This is a genomic window from Streptomyces sp. NPDC053076 (genome assembly GCF_044546845.1).
In the GTDB taxonomy this organism is placed as follows: domain Bacteria; phylum Actinomycetota; class Actinomycetes; order Streptomycetales; family Streptomycetaceae; genus Streptomyces.
Map to the genome: position 1 here is coordinate 1,037,624 of NZ_JBITZL010000001.1, position 18,128 is coordinate 1,055,751.

General features: G+C 71.6%; 15 protein-coding genes. 7 read left to right on the top strand and 8 right to left on the bottom strand.

Annotated elements, in window-relative coordinates; translation table 11 throughout:
- Nucleotides 1–146: 146 nt before the first annotated feature.
- On the bottom strand, nt 147–662 hold the full coding sequence (locus ACIGYR_RS04115; protein ID WP_391837964.1) for a hypothetical protein: 516 nt from the start codon (nt 660–662) through the stop codon (nt 147–149).
- 153 nt (nt 663–815) lie between these two features.
- Complete coding sequence (locus ACIGYR_RS04120; RefSeq protein ID WP_399602765.1) at nt 816–1,364, bottom strand: sigma-70 family RNA polymerase sigma factor; 549 nt, start codon at nt 1,362–1,364, stop codon at nt 816–818.
- A gap of 215 nt (nt 1,365–1,579) precedes the next feature.
- Between ACIGYR_RS04120 and ACIGYR_RS04125 the strand changes: the two genes are divergently transcribed.
- Nucleotides 1,580–2,728 carry a CapA family protein gene (locus ACIGYR_RS04125; protein ID WP_391837961.1) on the top strand — a complete coding sequence of 383 codons (1,149 nt, stop codon included), beginning with the start codon at nt 1,580–1,582 and terminating at the stop codon, nt 2,726–2,728.
- On the opposite strand, the gene ACIGYR_RS04130 is transcribed toward ACIGYR_RS04125, so the two are convergent.
- On the bottom strand, nt 2,729–4,153 hold the full coding sequence (locus ACIGYR_RS04130) for an amino acid permease (protein ID WP_399602768.1): 1,425 nt from the start codon (nt 4,151–4,153) through the stop codon (nt 2,729–2,731).
- A 142-nt stretch (nt 4,154–4,295) separates the two neighbouring features.
- Nucleotides 4,296–4,766 carry a universal stress protein gene (locus ACIGYR_RS04135; protein WP_399602771.1) on the bottom strand — a complete coding sequence of 157 codons (471 nt, stop codon included), beginning with the start codon at nt 4,764–4,766 and terminating at the stop codon, nt 4,296–4,298.
- 90 nt (nt 4,767–4,856) lie between these two features.
- Here ACIGYR_RS04135 and lysX point away from each other — a divergent pair, with 90 nt between their 5' ends.
- Nucleotides 4,857–8,132, top strand: coding sequence for a bifunctional lysylphosphatidylglycerol synthetase/lysine--tRNA ligase LysX (gene lysX, locus ACIGYR_RS04140; RefSeq protein ID WP_399602774.1), 3,276 nt, complete (start codon nt 4,857–4,859; stop codon nt 8,130–8,132).
- 130 nt (nt 8,133–8,262) lie between these two features.
- Complete coding sequence (locus tag ACIGYR_RS04145) at nt 8,263–9,099, top strand: polysaccharide deacetylase family protein (RefSeq protein WP_399602777.1); 837 nt, start codon at nt 8,263–8,265, stop codon at nt 9,097–9,099.
- Nucleotides 9,100–9,155: 56 nt separating this feature from the next.
- Here the strand turns inward: ACIGYR_RS04145 and ACIGYR_RS04150 are convergent, their stop codons facing one another.
- Nucleotides 9,156–9,821, bottom strand: a complete 666-nt coding sequence (locus ACIGYR_RS04150; RefSeq protein WP_391837952.1) for a class F sortase — start codon at nt 9,819–9,821, stop codon at nt 9,156–9,158.
- A 330-nt stretch (nt 9,822–10,151) separates the two neighbouring features.
- On the opposite strand from ACIGYR_RS04150, the gene ACIGYR_RS04155 reads away from it, so the two are divergent.
- Nucleotides 10,152–11,075 carry a hypothetical protein gene (locus ACIGYR_RS04155; protein ID WP_399602781.1) on the top strand — a complete coding sequence of 308 codons (924 nt, stop codon included), beginning with the start codon at nt 10,152–10,154 and terminating at the stop codon, nt 11,073–11,075.
- Between the two features lie 157 nt (nt 11,076–11,232).
- Here the strand turns inward: ACIGYR_RS04155 and ACIGYR_RS04160 are convergent, their stop codons facing one another.
- On the bottom strand, nt 11,233–11,997 hold the full coding sequence (locus ACIGYR_RS04160; protein ID WP_391837948.1) for a hypothetical protein: 765 nt from the start codon (nt 11,995–11,997) through the stop codon (nt 11,233–11,235).
- A gap of 30 nt (nt 11,998–12,027) precedes the next feature.
- The gene (locus ACIGYR_RS04165; RefSeq protein ID WP_391837946.1) at nt 12,028–12,156 is read right to left on the bottom strand and encodes a hypothetical protein; all 129 of its coding nucleotides are present in this window, start codon (nt 12,154–12,156) and stop codon (nt 12,028–12,030) included.
- A 768-nt stretch (nt 12,157–12,924) separates the two neighbouring features.
- Between ACIGYR_RS04165 and ACIGYR_RS04170 the strand changes: the two genes are divergently transcribed.
- From ACIGYR_RS04170 to ACIGYR_RS04180, 3 genes are all read left to right on the top strand, one after another.
- Nucleotides 12,925–13,890 (top strand): SCO0930 family lipoprotein, encoded by a 966-nt coding sequence (locus tag ACIGYR_RS04170; protein WP_399603232.1) that lies wholly within the window; start codon nt 12,925–12,927, stop codon nt 13,888–13,890.
- Between the two features lie 273 nt (nt 13,891–14,163).
- Nucleotides 14,164–14,976: an SAM-dependent methyltransferase gene (locus ACIGYR_RS04175; protein WP_399602785.1), complete on the top strand. Its 813-nt coding sequence runs from the start codon at nt 14,164–14,166 to the stop codon at nt 14,974–14,976.
- Nucleotides 14,973–17,117, top strand: coding sequence for a putative bifunctional diguanylate cyclase/phosphodiesterase (locus tag ACIGYR_RS04180; RefSeq protein ID WP_391837942.1), 2,145 nt, complete (start codon nt 14,973–14,975; stop codon nt 17,115–17,117). The genes ACIGYR_RS04175 and ACIGYR_RS04180 overlap by 4 nt, the downstream gene beginning before the upstream one ends.
- Before the next feature lie 114 nt (nt 17,118–17,231).
- Here ACIGYR_RS04180 and ACIGYR_RS04185 read toward each other — a convergent pair whose 3' ends face one another.
- On the bottom strand, nt 17,232–18,116 hold the full coding sequence (locus ACIGYR_RS04185) for a LysR family transcriptional regulator (protein WP_391837940.1): 885 nt from the start codon (nt 18,114–18,116) through the stop codon (nt 17,232–17,234).
- Between the last annotated feature and the right edge of the window lie 12 nt (nt 18,117–18,128).

Consider the following 18,128-nt stretch of genomic DNA (forward strand, 5'->3'; position numbering starts at 1 on the left):
ATCCTCGTGCCGATGGGTGTGGGTGGGGTTACTCCTTGCTCCCATCCGTACGCAGCCGGCCGCCGAATCACTCAAGCCACATACAGAATCTCGGACGAGAGATTCGGAGCGGCCCGGCCCGTGGATTGGTGTGAATTCCAGAAGATTCAGAAGAGGTGGATCGCGAGGTGTCCCAGGGGCAGCCCGAGCCGCCAGGCCGGTGTCCACACCTTCGGCCCGTCGTCCTCCCCGAACACGGCGCCGCCGCCCGGCACCGCGTCCAGGTCCGGCGCGAGCAGTTCGGTCTCCTCCAGCCAGCGCCAGGCGTCCGCCGCCAGCGCCAGGTCGGGGCAGGGGGCGCGGGAGCCGGCCGCCCGCTCGGTCAGCTCGGCCATGCGTGCCTGCACCCAGTCCTGCCACGGCTGGTCGTAGGCGGTCAGCGCCAGCCAGTTCTCCAGCTGGGAGATCACCCGGATGCCGGAGAGCTCCCCGTCGGTGTCGGACAGGAAGACGGTCAGCGCCAGCGCGTCCCGGCCGGCCCGGAACTCGAAGGACGTCGGCGGCATCAGATCGCCGGTGCGCAGCAGTTCGTCGGCGATGTACTCGGCGTACAACCAGGCCATGGGGACGGCCAGTTCATCGCCGTCGGTGCCGTCCGTGCTCTCGTGCCCTCTGTGCAGCATCCCTTCCTGCCCTTCCTCCGGTGCGTGCGCGTCGCCCGGGCCCCGTCGGGACCGCGGTCCCCGCCGCCACCCGAAACGCGGATGAGGACAGCCCATTGCCCTAACGGGGACTACAGCAAGGCGCTTTACCGAGGTTTGACCAGGCTTCCGGTTTCATCGCAGGTCGGCCGCGTAACCCGGAAGGACCCGGCGCAGGGCGCGCAACGCGTAGTACGCGCGGGATTTCACGGTACCGGGTGGAATCCCCAGGGTCCGCGCCGCCTCCGCCACACTGGCCCCGACGAAGTACACCAGTATCAGGACGTCACGGTGCTCCGGAGTGAGTGTCTTCACAGCCTCCCGGACATCGAGCACCGCCGCGGCCCGCTCGGCGTGATCGGCGGTCACCCGCGCGTTCTCGGGCACCTCGTCGCCGATCTCGGCCGGCCGTGCCCGCCGGGCCCGCCGGGCGTCGATCGCGAGCCGCCGGGCCACGGTGAGCAGCCAGGGCCGTACGGAGTCGAAGTCGTCGGCGTGCAGTGCCTCCGGGTGCTGCCAGGCACGCACCAGAGTCTCCTGGACGAGATCCTCGGCGCGCTGGCGGTCTCCGTCGCACAGCCTGAGCAGCAGCGCGAACAGCGGGCCGCCGTGCTCGCGCTGGAGCGCGGCCAGCTCGTGCTCGGCGGTCGTGGTCCCGGGGGTGAGTGAGGTTCCGGCCGTCATGGCCGTATGGCAGCGCAGGCCGCGGCCGGCGGACAGGGCGTGGGCCCGGCGCTGCGCCGGACGGTCGATCGCGTCGGCGAACGGTCGGACGAGCGGTACATCAGTGCCCCGGACGGGCTAAGGACGCCACCCGAGCTGTTTATCCGGGACATCAGATTCATACCCATATGCCCGTCACGGCTTCGTCTGTATATACGACAACCCTGGGGTGAGTGATGATCGGACGCAGACAGCAGGTGGCGCTGGTCCTGACCGCCGTCCTCGCGGCCGGGGCGGCTTGCCAGAACCAGCACCAGGAGTCCGGCACGCGTGGACAGCCGGCGCCGCCCAGGAGCGGCGGCGACTTCACCCTGGTCGCCTCCGGCGACGTGCTGCCGCACACCTCCGTCATCGAGCGGGCCGCCTACGACGCCGGCCGCAACGGCCACGACTTCCGCCCCATGCTCTCCGGTGTCCAACCGGTCGTGTCCCGGGCCGACCTGGCGCTGTGTCACATGGAGACCGTCTACGGCGCCGACGGCGACTACACCGGCTACCCCGTGTTCAAGTCCCCGCCGCAGATCGCCGAGGCCCTCGCGGCGACCGGCTACGACAGCTGCTCCACCGCCTCCGGGCACGCCCTGGACGACGGCACCGCCGGCATCGCGCGCACCCTCGACGCGATGGACAAGGCCGGCCTGCGGCACGCCGGGACGGCCCGCAGCGAGGCCGAGGCCCGCTCGGTCGGCATCCTCCGGGCGGGCCGGGCCAAGGTCGCCCATCTGTCGTACACCTTCGGCACCAACTACCCGCTGCCACCCGGACAGCCCTGGGCGGTCAACCTGATCGACGCCGACCGGATCATCGCCGACGCCCGTGCCGCCCGGCAGGGCGGCGCCGACGTGGTCGTGGTCTCCGTGGACTGGGGCACCGAGTGGCAGGAGGAGCCCGACCGGCTCCAGGTCACCCTCGCCCAGCGGCTCACCGCCTCGGCCACGAACGGCCGCCCGGACATCGACCTGATCCTCGGCACCCACGCCCACGTCCCGCAGGCGTACGAGAAGGTCAACGGCACCTGGGTGATCTACGGAATGGGCGACCAGATCGCCGGCGAGATGTACAACCGCGCCGGCGCCCAGGACGCGCGGGGCAACGAGTCCACTCTCGGCCGCTTCACCTTCGCCCCGCCGGTCCGGCCGGGCGGCCCCTGGCGGGTCACCAGGGCCGAGTTCGTCCCGCAGCTGTACGACCTCGACGCCGGCCGGGTCGTCGACCTCAACCGGGCCATCGCCCAGGGCGCCGAGCTGGAGGTGGTGCGCGACCGCATCAGGGACGTGGTCCTCAGCCGCGGGGCCGCCCAGGACGGCCTGGCCATGGCGGAGTGATCAGTCGGCGGGCTGCCCGGTGGCGAGCGCCGAGCGCCGGTAGGAGTAGGCGAAGTAGATCACGCAACCGATCGCGAACCACACCGCGAACCGCACCCAGGTCTGCCACTGGAGGAACGTGATCAGCCAGACCGAGAAGACGACACCCAGCGCGGGCACGACCGGCATCCCCGGCGTGCGGAAGGTGCGCGGCAGCTCCGGCTGCCGGTAGCGCAGCACGATCACCGCCACGCACACCACCACGAACGCCAGCAGGATGCCGATGTTGGTCAGCTCGGCCGCCTCGGCGATCGGGATGAACCCGGCGAAGACCGCGGACGCCGCGCCGACGATCCACGTCACCCGGGTCGGCACGTGCCGCCTCGGGTGCGTCTTCGCGAACCACCTGGGGAGCAGCCCGTCCCGGGACATCGAGAACCACACCCGGGTCACGCCCAGCATGAAGGTGAACATCACCGTGAGGATGCCGATGATCGCGCCGACCGCGATCACGTCCGCCAGCGCGTCCAGACCCACCGACTTGAACGCCGTGGAGAAGCCGCTCTCCGGGTCGATGTCCTTGTAGTTCTGCATGCCGGTCAGCACCAGACAGGCCGCCACGTACAGGACCATGGAGATCACCAGCGAGTAGATGATCGCCTTCGGCATGTGCCGCTGGGCGTCCTTCGACTCCTCGGCCGCCGTCGACATCGCGTCGTAACCGAACACCGCGAAGAACACCGTCGCCGCGCCCGTGAACGCCCCGCTGATGCCGAACGGGAAGAACGGGCGGTAGTTCCCGCTGTTGATGTGGAACACGCCCACCGCGATCACCATCAGCACCACCAGCACCTTCAGGGCGACCACGATCGTCTCGAAGCGGGCCGCGCTGCGGATGCCCAGGTTGAGCAGCCAGGCGATCAGCAGGCACAGGACGGCCGCGAACAGGTCGACCCGGTGCCCGGCGCCGGTGCCGGGAGCCCCCAGCAGCCAGTCCGGCAGGTCGGCGCCCATCTGCTCGACCAGGAAGCTGAAGTACCCGGAGATGCCGATGGCCACCACGGCCACGATCGCCGTGTACTCCAGCAGCAGGTCCCAGCCGATGAACCAGCCCGCGAACTCGCCGAGCACCGCGTACCCGTACGTGTAGGCCGACCCCGCCTTCGGGATCATCCCGGCGAACTCGGCGTACGACAGCGCCGCGCAGGCACTCGCCACACCGGCGATCAGGAAGGACACCAGCACCGCGGGACCGGCCGTGCCGTTGGCCACCGTGCCGGCCAGCGTGAAGATGCCCGCGCCGATGATGCCGCCCACCCCGATCGCGGTGAGCTGCCACAGGCCCAGCGACCTGTCCAGGCGGGTGCCCTCGCCGACCTCGGTCTCCTCGATGTGCTCGATGGGTTTGCGGCGGAGAATCCCCTCACCCGCGCGGATCCTGGCCATGCGCCTCACCTCTTCGCCGACGGCAACGGCTGACGGCGGATCATGATGTCTCAGCGGCGGCGCGCAGGGAAGGCGCCACGCACTGCCCCGGCCGCTGTCCCCGCGCGGGTGCTTCTCGCGAGCCCGCTGCCGCCACGGCGCCCTACGGCACGACCGTCACCGGCCAGCGCCCCGCCTTCACCAGCCGGACCGCCACCGAGCCGACGATCCGGTGCCCGGCCTGCTCCGAGGCGCCCACGACCACCGCGTCCGCCTTCAGCTCGTCGGCCGCCTTCACCAGCCCGTTGTAGGGATCGCCGCGGAAGGTGTGGAACTCCCAGCGCACCTCGAATATCCCCTTGAGCCGCTCGGCCGCCTCCCGGATCTGCGTGATCAGGTCCTCGGCGATCTCGTCGGTCGTCTCCGCCACCGGCGCCCCCAGCGCCGCCCCGGCCGCCAGCACCGGCTGCACGTACACCACGGCCAGCAGCGCGTGCTGCCGCCGGGCCAGACCGCCCGCGTACGCCGCGGCCCGCAGCGAGGAGTCGGAGCCGTCGACACCGACGACGATGACCTTCGGGCCGTCCGTGCCCCGCTCGAACGAGTGCGAGCGCTGTTCGTGCTGTTCCGTCACGGCCCGAGGCTATCGGAATCGGCGGTTCCAGCCCATGCGCGGGGCCCGCTCGACGGGCGAGGCATCCGGGCCCTTCCTACAGTCGGAATCATGACTGCCACCGCGGAACCGGCCGCCCGCAGGGGCGCCGGCGGCCCGGCATGGCCGCCCGGCGGACGCCTCGGCTGGGTCCCGGAGGGCTTCGCCGCCCTCTTCGCCGCGCTCGGCCTGCTGTGTGCCCTGCTCGCGATCATCGCCCCGCTGCGCCGCCCGCTCCGCCCGGTCGTCCGCACCCTCGACCTGCTGCTGGTCCCGATCAGCGCCAACCTCGCCTACGCCGTCTTCCTGTTCCTGCTGGCCGGCGCCACCGCCGCGCGCAAGAAGGTCGCCTGGTGGCTGGTCGTCGTCTACCTCGGCCTGCTCGTCCTGACCGACGCGCTCGGCGCGGCCGTCGGCCTGTACGGCGAGTCGCTGCCGTCCCTGGTGCTGTGCGGCCTGCTGCTGCTCCTGCTGGTGGTGGCCCGCGGGGAGTTCTACGCCGCCTCCCGCCGTGGTGCCGTGTGGCGGGCGCTCGCCGTGCTGCTGGCCGGGCTGGCCGTGTCCATCGTGCTCGGCTGGGGTCTGCTGCAGCTCTTCCCCGGCAGCCTCCCGACGGGCCAGCACCTGGGCTGGGCGGCCGACCGGGTGTGCGGCGGGCTGGTCTCCAGCAGTTCCTTCGACGGCCGCCCACCGCGTGAGGTCACCTTCGTCCTCGGCCTGTTCGGCGCGCTCGCCCTGCTCAACGCCGCCGTCACCCTGTTCCGCTCCCAGCGCCTGGAAGCCGCCCTGCACGGCGACGAGGAGGCCCGCATCAGGGCCCTGCTGGCGGCGTGGGGCGAGCGGGACTCCCTCGGCTACTTCGCCACCCGGCGCGACAAGGCCGTCGTCTTCTCGCCCAGCGGCAAGGCCGCCGTCACCTACCGCGTCGAGGCCGGCGTGTGCCTGGCCAGTGGGGACCCCGTCGGCGACCCGGAGGCATGGCCGCGCGCCATCGACGCCTGGCTGGACGGAGCCCGCCGGCACGCCTGGGCGCCCGCCGTGATGGGCGCCTCGGAGAGCGGCGCCCGCGCCTACGCCCGGGCCGGCCTCGGCGCCCTCCAGCTCGGCGACGAGGCGATCCTGCACATCCCGGGGTTCGACCTGAACGGCCGGGACATGCGCGTCACCCGGCAGGCCGTGCACCGGGTCCGCCGCACCGGAGCCGTCTGCCGCATCCGCCGGCACGCGCACCTCACCGAACGGGAGATGCAGGAGATCGTCGCCAAGGCCGACGCCTGGCGGGACACCGAGACCGAGCGTGGCTTCTCCATGGCCCTGGACCGGCTCGGCGACCCCGCCGACGGCGACTGCCTCCTCGTGGAGGCCCTCGGCGAGGACGGCCGACTGCTGGCGCTGCTCTCCTTCGTCCCCTGGGGCCGCGACGGCGTCTCCCTGGACCTGATGCGCCGTGACCGGGCCGCGCCCAACGGCGTGATGGAGTTCATGGTCGCCGAACTGTGCGCCGCCGCCCCCAAACTGGGCGTGCACCGGATCTCCCTGAACTTCGCCGTCTTCCGGTCGGTCTTCGAGGAGGGCGCCCGCATCGGTGCGGGACCGGTCCTCCGGCTCTGGCGGCGCCTGCTGCTGTTCTTCTCCCGCTGGTGGCAACTGGAGGCCCTGTACCGCTCCAACGCCAAGTACCACCCCGAGTGGTATCCGCGCTTCATCTGCTACGGCGACACCGCCGCCCTCGCCCGCATCGGCCTCGCCTCCGGCATCGCCGAGGGCTTCGTCTCCGTACCGTCCCTGCACAAACTCTGGGGAAAGGGGCACCCGAGGACAGGACAGCGGCCCGCCGCCCCGGCGGGCCTGCCGTCCCGGCCGGCGCTCGGTCCCGACGGAGGGGACGGGACCGGGCCCGCCGCCCCGGACGCGGGCCTGCCCGACCAGGTCCGCGTCCGGTACCGCACCCTCGACCGGCTGCGCGCCACCGGCACCGACCCCTATCCGGTGGGTGTCCCCGCACCCACCCACGCCCTCGCCGACGTACCGCCCGGCGAGGACGTCACCGTGGCCGGACGCGTCATGCTGGTCCGCGACTTCGGCGGCATCGTCTTCGCCGTGCTGCGCGACTGGTCCGGCGACCACCAGATCGCCCTCACCCGCGACGGCTGCGGACCGGCACTCGACCGCTTCACCGCGGACACCGACATCGGCGACCACGTCACCGTCACCGGCCACGCCCGGCCGAGCGACCGGGGCGAACCCACCGTCTTCGTCACCTCCTGGCAGCTCACCGGCAAGTGCCTGCACCCGCTGCCCGACAAGCGCCGCGGTCTCGCCGACGCCGAGGCCAAGGTCCGCCGCCGCTACCTGGACCTGATCACCAGCCCCGACGCCCGCGCCGTCGTCCGCGCCCGCTCCGCCGCCGTACAGGGCCTGCGCCAGGGCCTGCTGGACCGCGGCTACCTGGAGGTCGAGACACCGATGCTCCAGCAGGTCCACGGCGGCGCCAACGCCCGTCCCTTCACCACCCACATCAACGCCTACGACCTCGACCTCTACCTGCGCATCGCCCCCGAGCTGTATCTGAAGCGGCTGTGCGTCGGCGGCCTGGAGAAGGTCTTCGAGCTGGGCCGGACCTTCCGCAACGAGGGCGTCTCCTACAAGCACAACCCCGAGTTCACGATGCTGGAGGCGTACCAGGCCCACGCCGACTACGACGTCATGCTGGACCTCGCCCGCGAGCTGATCCAGGGCGCCGCGACCGCCGCCTTCGGCTGCCCGGTGGCCCGCAAGGACGGACAGGAGTACGACATCTCCGGGACCTGGCCCGTCAAGACGGTGTACGGGGCGATCTCCGAGGCGCTCGGGGAGGAGATCGGCCCCGGCACCGAACTGCTGCGGCTGCACCGGCTGTGCGACCGCGCCGAAGTGCCCTACACCGCCGACGACGGGCCCGGTGACGTCGTGCTGGAGATGTACGAGCGGCTGGTCGAACACCGGACCGCACTGCCCACCTTCTACAAGGACTTCCCGACCGACGTCTCCCCGCTGACCCGGCAGCACCGCACCGACCCGCGGCTCGCCGAACGCTGGGACCTCGTCGCCTTCGGCACCGAACTCGGCACCGCCTACTCGGAGCTGACGGACCCCGTCGAACAGCGCCGCCGGCTCACCGAGCAGTCACTGCTGGCCGCCGGCGGCGATCCGGAGGCCATGGAACTGGACGAGGACTTTCTCCAGGCCCTCGCCCACGCCATGCCCCCGACCGGCGGTCTCGGCCTCGGCGTCGACCGGATCGTCATGTTCCTCACCGGCCTGACGATCCGCGAGACGCTCCCGTTCCCGCTGGTGCGCCGCCGCTGAAGGGTGCCGCCGCGCCCGGTCCCCGCGACACCGCGGGGACGGGGCCGTCACGCGGCTGTCCGGGTGCATTCCCGCCGCCGCACCGGTGGTGTTGCGGTGCGCCGGAGTCTCACGGGGCGACTGATGAGTCATGCAGAAGGATCAGTTGTTCACACGGCGCCGGATGCTCCTCGCGGGGGCTGCCGCCCTGGGGACGGCGGGCACCGCCGGCATCGTCCTGGCGGCCGAGGGCGATGAGTCCGCCCGGAGCGCCGCGGCCCCCGTGGCAGGCCCGCAGGCCCGTCAGGTACTCAAGCCCTCCGCCTTCCGGCTGCAGCCGCTGACCGGATTCGGACCACCGCGTACCGCGCCCCGCAAGCTCAAAGTGCGCAAGAAACCGATCATGGAGATCTCCGGACGCGGCCGGTTCATGATGCTGACGTTCGACGACGGCCCCAACCCGAACTACACCCCGCACATCCTGGACACCCTCGCCAAGTACGACGTCCGGGCGATGTTCTTCGTGTGCGGGGAGTGTGTCGTCGAGAACAGGGAACTGCTGGCCCGGATGGCCGATGAGGGCCATGTCGTCGGCAACCACACCTGGACCCACCCCCTGCTGACGACGCTGGGCCGCAAGGAGATCCGCTCCGAGATGGAGCGCACCAGCGACGTCATCGAGGACACCTACGGCGAGCGCCCCCAGTGGTTCCGCGCACCCTACGGCGCCTGGAACCGGGCCGCCTTCCAGCTGGGCGCCGACATGGGCATGGAACCGATGGCCTGGACGGTGGACACCACCGACTGGATGGAGCCCGGCATCGACACCATCATCGACCAGGTGGAGAGCGGAGCCGCCCCCGGCGTCGTGGTGCTCTCCCACGATGCCGGGGGCGACCGTTCGCAGACCGTCCAGGCGATCCGGGAATGGCTTCCCTACCTGATCGACTCCGGATACCGGCTCACCGTGCCGAGCCGCCGGATGTGACGGACACCCGGCCCGGCGCGGCCGTCACCGTCCTGTCGCCCGCCGGCCGCGGCGGTTCAGATGACCGTGGCCAGGCGGGCGAAGACGACGACGTTCCCTTCATAGCCGTTCTGCTTCGAGAAACCGCCGCCGCAGGTGATGACCCGCAGTTCCGGTGTCCCCTTCGAGGCGTACACGCGGTCACCGGGAAAGTTGTTCTTCTCGAAGACCTCGACTCCGTAGACCTCGAACACGGCGGTCTTTCCGTCCTGGCGCGCGACCTCGACCTGGTTTCCCTTCTTCAGCGCCCCCAGGCCGTAGAACACGGCGGGGCCCTGCTTGTTGTCGACATGGCCGACGACGACCGCGGTGCCTTTCTCCCCCGGGGAGACGGCACCGGTGAACCAGCCGGCCAGGTTGGGGTTGTCCGGTGGCGGCGCGGCGACCCAGCCGTCCGCGTCGAGGCCCACCGGCACGACGGGCGCGTCCACGTGGATCGCGGGGATCCGGACCCGGTCCACGGCGGAGAACGCCAGCGAGGCCGGCGCCGGAGCGAAGGTGCCCAGAGTGGCGTGGCTGTCCGGCGCCGCCGCCGAGGCGGGCTGCGGCGGGCCGACGTCGAACTCCCCGGAACCGTTCCTGATAAGTGCCAGGCCGGTCAGCAGAACAAGCGCTATCACGCCCCACGGAGCGCGCTTCCTCCGCCGCTCCTCCTCGGCAAGCCACAGCTTGGACGCAGACATTCGCCATCCCCTCTCGACGCGGTCGCGCCACGTCCATCGAGCATGGGAAAACGCTAAATCCCGCGCGAGCGAAGGGCGACGGGACGATCGGCGAACGGGTGGCCGGCCACCCGCTCCGTGCGCCATCCGAGTTGCCGTTCTCAGGAATTTTCTGACGGTCCGTGACCTGCGGCAATATCCGATTGTGTGGTTTTCTGTCGGCGTGTCGGCTCACCAGGACGGACCATTCTCGACATGCGGGCGTGTTCCGCGCGTCTGAGGGTCGTCCCGGGAGGTGTTTCTCGCCGAACCACCGGGGACGGGACCCGGTGACCTCCCGCGGAGGATCACATGCGCAACCAACGTGCCCTGGCGGCGGCGTGCACCACGGTCGCCGTGCTCGGGCTCGCCGCCCCCGCGGCTGTCGCGGACGGCATGGGCAACGGGGGCGGGCCGAGCGGCACCGACAACAACAGTGCGGTCATCGTCCCCGGTACCGGCAACGTCGGCACCTTGAACGGCACCGGCGTTCTCCCCGGCACCGGCGTCATCGGCGGAGGGGGCCGCGTTCCCGTGCCCGTTCCCGTTCCCGGGAACGGGAACTTCAACGGGAACGGCCGTGGCAACGAGGGCGTCGGCAACGGCCGTGGCAACGAGGGCGTCGGCAACGGCCGTGGCAACGAGGGCTTCGGGAACGGCCGTGGCAACGAGGGCTTCGGGAACGGCCGCGGGAACGAGGGCTTCGGGAACGGTCGTGGCAACGAGGGCTTCGGCAACGGTCGTGGCAACGAGGGCTTCGGCAACGGTCGTGGCAACGAGGGCTTCGGCAACGGCCGCGGGGAAGGAGGGAACGGTTTCGGGGGGCACGGTGACGACTTCGGCAACTCGCGCGACATCTTCGTCACGCCCGACGTCCTCTCCGCCGGAGGCCGCCTCACCGTCATCGTGAACGGCTGCCGGTCCGGCACGGCGAGTTCCGACGCCTTCGGAACCATCCCGCTGGAGCCGTTCCGCGACGACACCGCGCGGGGTGTCGCCACCGTCGACCGTGACGTCCGCCGCGGCCGGTACGACGTCACCGTCCGCTGCGACGGCCGCACCCTGACCCGGCGGGGGGCCTTCACCGTGATCGGTGGTGTCAACGGCGGTATCGGCGGCAGCAGGATCAGTGGCGCCACGCCCACCGACACGGCCATCGGCAGCGGTCTGGTGGCCACGGCGGTGATCGGTGGTGGTGTCTTCTGGCTGCGCCGCCGGCACGAGAAGCGCGTCTGAGCCCCCGGCCGGCCGCCGGGCCCACCGGACCCGTCCCCGTCACCGAGCACCCGCACCTCGACAGGCCCTCGCCCCGATTCCTCGCGGAAGCGGGGGCGAGGGCCTGTCGTGGCGGCCCTACGGGCCAGGTGGAGGGCTGCGCTCCGGTGCCGGCGGGCTATCCCGTGACGCCCGGGAACATACTGAGGAACGGCTCCGCCGTGACCGCGATGCCCCGGCTGTAGGGGGCGTCGAAGTCCCAGATGAGGAACAACATGAAGGCGATGGTCGCCGAGAACAGCCCGGCCAGGATCAGTTCCCGCCCGGTACGCCGGATCTGCAGGGCGAACACCATGCCTACGGTGATCAGCGCGCCGGTGAGCAGCCCCCACCACACGACCGGCGGCATGGTGGCCCCCGTGGAGTCGGCGCGTGAGTTGCGCGCCTGGTCGGCGGCGGTCAGCTGGTCCAGCAGCGGCTGGTACGCCTGGGCCTCGAACTCGTTCTTCGCCCGGTAGTCCGTGACGTCCGCCCGGACCTGTTGCAACAACTCGCCGCCGCGGTCGGTGACCTGCCCGTCGTCCGCCATCCGCCGCCACTCGGTGTGGACGACGTAACTGACGTAGGCGTCCACGTCCCCGCGGATGCGGTCACGGACGTCCGGCGGGTAGACCCGCACCCGCTCCGAGATCTCGTGCAGCGCCTGGGCCTCGGACTGCACGTAGTCCTGGGCGGCGCTGCGGGCCTCCCACACGCCCGCGATGGCCAGGCCCAGGACGATGGCGTAGACGACACCGATCCACATCGTCATGTACTCGATGACGTCCGGCGTCTCGCTGGGATCCTCGTCGTCGGAGGCCGTGCGGTGGCGCACCATCGTGATGACGACCACCACGGCACAGGCCCCCAGCATCGCGAGGACGAGAACAAGCCAATCCGACAACTACTGCCTCCAGAAGTGAGGGCCGGCGCGTCAACGCGGGCGCAGCGCCGCGACGGCGACGATCGCGGGGACGGTGATGAGCAGGACGTAGGTGACGGGCGTGGTGTGGCCGCGCTTGGTGTGGCTGATGGCGTGGGGGTGGTACGCCGGGTAGCTCACCGGGGTCACGGAGGGCCGCGGGGTGGGCTTGGGTGCCGGCTTCGGCGTGGGTTTCGGCTTCGGCGTGGGCGCCGGCCGGGGGGCCGGGGGCGGTGGGGGTGCCGGCCGTGCCGGAGGCGCCGGAGCGGGTCGGGCGGGCGGCTTCGGCCGGGGGGCCGGCTTCGGGGTCGGCTCAGGGGTGGGCGTCGGCGTCGGCTCGGGTGTCGGCTTGGGCGGAGGCGGCGGCTTCGGCGGGGGAGTGGGTGTCGGCGTCGGTGTCGGCTCGGGCGGACAGGGTGGCGGGGTCGGCTTCGGGCAGGGCGGGAACGTAGGCCAGTGGTGGCCGCCGGCGTAGGCCACCGCCACCGTGCCGTCCGGGCCCGTCGAGGCGTACGCGCAGGCGTCGGCCGACGCGCTGCCGGCCGGACAGCCCACCAGAGCCCAGGTCAGCGCCAACAGGGCCAACGCTCTGGTGGCAGGCGCACGTCGGGTCACTTCGGGTCCATGCACGACGCAGATCATGAGGCGCGCAGCGCCGCCGCACGCCCCGGTGAGCCGAGATTGCTCCGAAAGAGGGAGATGCGACGATCAATGGTTTGACAAGCCCAAGAGTCCGGATCGGCGCAATTCGTCCAGATGTCCATGGCCTCCCTGGCGGGGGGCGGGTCACAGGATCCGGAAAGAAAAATCGCCCGCCGTTGAACACGCCGACCCCTGCGGCGCGTACCCATGGCCGTGCGGCGGCGCAGCAGGGCGCTGCAATATCCGGGCGAAAATGTGGAGTTGACGATGAAGACCTCCTGGCGGACCGCCTCACTGGTGGCCACAGCCGCCTCGGTGCTGGCGCTGACGACGGCGTGCGGTCAGGACAACGCCGCCACTCCCGCGTCGGCGGCCCAGAATGTCGGGGCCACGGCCGCGGCCGGCGACTACGGCAACCCGGGCGCCGGGACCGCGGCGGCCGCGGGCAACGGATACGGCGCCGACGGCAGTCAGAGCTCCGCCTCCCCGGCCCCGGTCACCCCCGCGGGCAAGCTCTCCGTGGCGAGCAATCCCGATCTGGGCAACGTGCTGACCGACGGCTCCGGCCTCACCCTCTACCGGTTCGACAAGGACACCGCCAACCCGCCCAAGTCGAACTGTGCCGGCGACTGCGCGACCACCTGGCCTCCGGTCCCCGCCGACGACGCCACCGCCGGTGCCGGCATCGACAAGGCGCTGCTCGGCGAGGTCACCCGCGCCGACGGCTCCAAGCAGCTCACCGTCGGCGGCTGGCCGGCCTACCGCTACGCCAAGGACGTCAACGCCGGTGACGTCAACGGCCAGGGCGTGGGCGGCAAGTGGTTCGCGCTCGCCCCGACCGGCAAGAAGGCCAAGCTGTCCGACCTGCCCGGCCTGTCCGTCCACAAGGATCCCAAGCTCGGCGACATCGTGGTGGACCGCAACGGCATGACGGTCTACCGCTTCATGAAGGACCAGGCGTGGCCCAAGTCCGTCTCCAACTGCACCGGGGCCTGCCTGGAGAAGTGGCCGGCCGTCGGTCCGGTCAGCGCCGACAACACCGACGGCGTGAAGAAGAAGGGCCTCATGCCCTTCACCCGGTCCGACGGAGTCAAGCAGATGACCGTCAACTGCTGGCCCATCTACACCTTTTCCGGGGACAAGGCCCCGGGCGACACCAACGGTCAGGGCGTGGGCGGCACGTGGTACGCCGTCTCGCCCGACGGCAAGCCGGTCGGCGCGCCGGGCAACTAGATCACCTCCCCAGGGTCGATCGCCCCGCCCGGCCCGGCGCGCCACCGAAGATCCGCCCCCTCCGCACCGCACGGAGGGGGCGGATCGTTGTGTGCGGTGGGCGTCCGTGGGGCCGCGCAGTCGTCACACAGCGGGGTCGTACGGACACTTGCCGCAGGCAGTGACCGGGAACGGATGGTCAATTTCCGGTTCAGGTCGCTCCTTTGGGCGGCGATCAGTAGCCTCAGCTCGAACACCGGATCGCCTACACCTGTCCACGCCTTGGAGAGATACATGGAGCGTCCCGCCTGGGCCCCACGGAGCATCGACATCTCGGTGCCGAGCGTCTCGCGGATCTACGACTACTACCTGGGCGGTTCGCACAACTTCGAGGTCGACCGCGAAGCGGCGCGCAAGGCCATGGAGTTCCTGCCGGGCCTGCCGAAGATCATGCAGGCCAACCGGGCGTTCATGCGCCGGGCCGTACGGTTCGCGGCCGGGGAGGGCATCACCCAGTTCCTGGACATCGGCTCCGGCATCCCGACGTTCGGGAACGTCCACGAGGTGGCGCAGGCGGCCGTACCGGGCGCTCGCGTGGTCTACGTCGACCACGACCCGGTGGCCGTCGCCCACTGCCAGGCGGTGCTGGCGGGCAACGACGACGCGGACGTGGTCGCCGCCGACCTCCGCAAGCCCCAGGAGATCTTCGCCGCTCCGCAGCTGGAGCGGCTGATCGACCTGAATCGGCCAGTCGCCCTCCTGCTCGTTGCCATACTGCACTTCGTGGAAGACGCGGACGACCCGTACGGTGCGGTGGCCGAACTGCGCGAGGCGCTCGCGCCCGGCAGCCTGCTGATCCTCACGCATGCCTCCTACGAGGGGATCCCGCTGCCCGCCGAGCGGGCCGAGGGCGCGGTGGACGTGTACAAGGACATTCGCAACCCGCTGATCATGCGCTCGCGCGACGAGATCGCGCGGTTCTTCGAGGGGTACGACATGGTGGAACCCGGACTGGTGCAGATGCCGCACTGGCGCCCGGCTTCGGCGCCGGAGGACGAGGATCCCTATGCCTTCTCCGGATTCGCCGGCGTGGGGCGTACGGCGTGATCGCGGAGCCGGACGGGCCGGAGGGAAGACTGCGCCGCCTGACGACGATCTGGAGCCGGGCGCTCTTCCCGGTGACCTCGACGTCGTTGACCCGCGCCGAGTTCGAGGAACAACTCCTGCCCCTCGCCAACCGCTTGAGCGAGCTGCTGCGCGCCCGCAGTTTCGACGCGGAGGCGGCGAAAGCGGTCGGCGCCGCCCTGGTCGATGCGCACTGCACCGAACCGGAGGCGCTGGCCCGCACCCTGGACTGCGTCGACGCCTATCTCGTCCTGTACTGCGGCGAGGACGGCGCCCAGGACGAACTGCGCATGCGCTCCTCGCGCATGCAGCACGCGATGGCCGCCGGCTACGCCCAGGCGCTGCGCGAGCGCACCCGCACCGAGCAGGAGGCCATCGCCCAGGCCGCGTTGGAGGCGCAGGGCGTGGTCGCTCAGGCGCTGCACGCGAGCGAGGCCCGCTTCCGTGCGGTGTTCGAGGGCGCCGCCATAGGGATCGGCATCGCCGACCTCGACGGCAACGTCCTCCAGGTCAACGAGGCCCTGCTGCGCATGTTCGGTCTCACCGAACACACCCTGCGCGGCCGGCGGGTCCAGGACTGGGTCCACCCCGAGGACGCCCCGCAGACCTGGCGGCTCTACGACGAACTCGTGCGCGGCGAGCGCGAGCACTACCACCTGGAGAAGGCGTTCAACCGCCCCGACGGCACGGTCCTGTGGACCAACCTGACGGTCTCCCTGCTGCGCGACGCCGACGGGGTTCCGCAGTACCAGCTCGCGCTCATGGAGGACACCACCGAGCGCCGGCTGCTCAACCTCCGGCTGCGCTACGAGGCCACGCACGACGCCCTCACCGGCCTGCCCAACCGCACCCTGTTCTTCGAGCGGCTGGAGAAGGCACTGAACGCGGTCGACGGACAGCGCTTCGGCCTGTGCTATCTGGACCTGGACGGCTTCAAGACCATCAACGACAGCCTGGGCCACGCGGCCGGCGACCGGCTGCTGGTGGAGGTCGCCGACCGGCTTCAGTCCTGCGCGACCGCGCCGGGCGAGATGGTCGCCCGGCTCGGCGGCGACGAGTTCGTGGCCCTCACCACCGGCCCCGGCACCGAGCGCGAGGTCGACGAACTGGCCGAGCGCATCATGAACGCGCTCGTCACCCCCGTCAGCATCGACGGCCGCGACCTGCTGGTCCGCGGCAGCCTCGGCATCGTCGAGGGCCCGGCGGGCGAACGCACCGCCGCCGAGGTGCTGCGCAGCGCCGACATCACCATGTACCGGGCCAAGTCGGCGGGCGGCAACCGCTTCGAACTCGCCGACCCCGAGGCCGACGCCCGCGCCATCACCCGGCACGGACTGACCACGGCCCTGCCGACCGCCCTGGAGCGCGGCGAGTTCTTCATCGAGTACCAGCCCCTGGTCCACCTCGGCGACGGCAGCGTCCGCGGCGCCGAGGCCCTGGTGCGCTGGCTGCATCCGCAGCACGGCGTCCTCGGTCCGGACCGCTTCATCCCGCTCGCCGAGCACACCGGCCTGATCGTCCCGCTCGGCCGCTGGGTGCTGGAGGAGTCGATCCGCCAGGCCCGCGACTGGCGAGAACGGCACGGCGACCGGAGCACCGCCGGCCCACTGCGCATCAACGTCAACCTCTCGCCCTGCCAGCTCAGTCACCCCAGGCTGGTCCAGGACACGGTCGACATCCTCGAACGCGCGGGTGTCACCCCGGACGCCCTGTGCCTGGAGGTCACCGAGTCCGCGCTCATCGGCGCCGACGACGACCTGCTCAAACCCCTGCGCCGGCTGGCGGAGATGGGTGTCGACATCGCCCTGGACGACTTCGGCACCGGCTACTCGAACCTGGCCAACCTGCGCCGCCTGCCGGTGAGCGTCCTCAAGCTCGACCGTTCCTTCACCCAGGGCATGCAGCAGTTCCCCGCCGACCCCGTCGACCTGAAGATCGTGGAGGGAATCGTCTCCCTGGCCCACAGCCTCGACCTCGCGGTCACGGTCGAGGGCGTGGAAACCGGCGCCCAGGCCGAACAGCTGCGGATACTGGGCTGTGACACGGCCCAGGGCTGGTACTACGCCCGCCCGGGCCCTCCGGAAAGACTCCACGACCTGGCACTGGTGGACGCGACGGGGTGAAGCGGGGGTGGGGGCGCAGCCCCCACAGGGGCGCGGGAACCGCGCGCCCAGCCACCGGGGACGCCAAGCCCGGAACGCGGCGCACCCGGCGGACGAAGCCGCTCCCGGCCGCCCTCATCGCTCGAGCAGCATCCGCTGGAGCTCCCGGGCTGCCCGGGGCGGAGCGACGTCACTGCGGTGGGCCAGCGCGATGGTCCGGTGCAGGCCCGGCCGGGTCAACGGCGTGACCCGCAACCCCCGCCCGGCGCGGGCGGCCACCATCCGCGGCACCACGGCGACCCCGAGCCCCGCCCGCGCGAACCCCAGCACCGCGTCCATCTCGCCGCCCTCCACGGCGAAGTCCGGCTCGAACCCGGCGGAGCGGCACGCGGCGACGGTCAGCTCACGCAGGTCGTACCCGTGCCGGAACATCACCAGCCGTTCCCCCTCCAGATCGCCGATCTCGACGGTCCGTCCGCCCCGGCCGGGTACCGGTGACTCCGGAGAGGACACGACCACCAGGTCTTCCCGCAGCAGCTCCACGGTCGTCAGCGCGGGCGCCGGTGTCGGCAGCGGCAGCACGACCAGCGCCAGGTCGAGCGCCCCCCGGGCCAGCTCCCGCACCAGGTCGTGCGAGCCGCCCTCCTCGATCAGCAGCTGGATGCCGGGATAGCGGTCGTGGAAGGCGCGCAGCACATCCGGCAGCAGCCCCGTGCACAGACTCGGCGTCGCCCCCAGCCGCACCCGCCCCCGCCGCAGCTGGACCAGCTCCTGCACCTCGTGCCGGGCGGTGTCGGCGTCGGCCAGGATGCGCCGGGCCAGCGGCAGCAGCGCCTCGCCGGCGTCGGTGAGCGTGATGTTGCCCCGGGCGCGCAGGAACAGATCCGCGCCCAGTTCCCGCTCCAACGCCTTGATCTGCTGGGACAGCGAGGGCTGAGCGACATGGACCAGCTCGGCGGCGCGGGTGAAGTGCCGGGTCTCGGCGACGGCCACGAAGTACTGGAGCTGTTGGAACTGCACCCCACCATCATA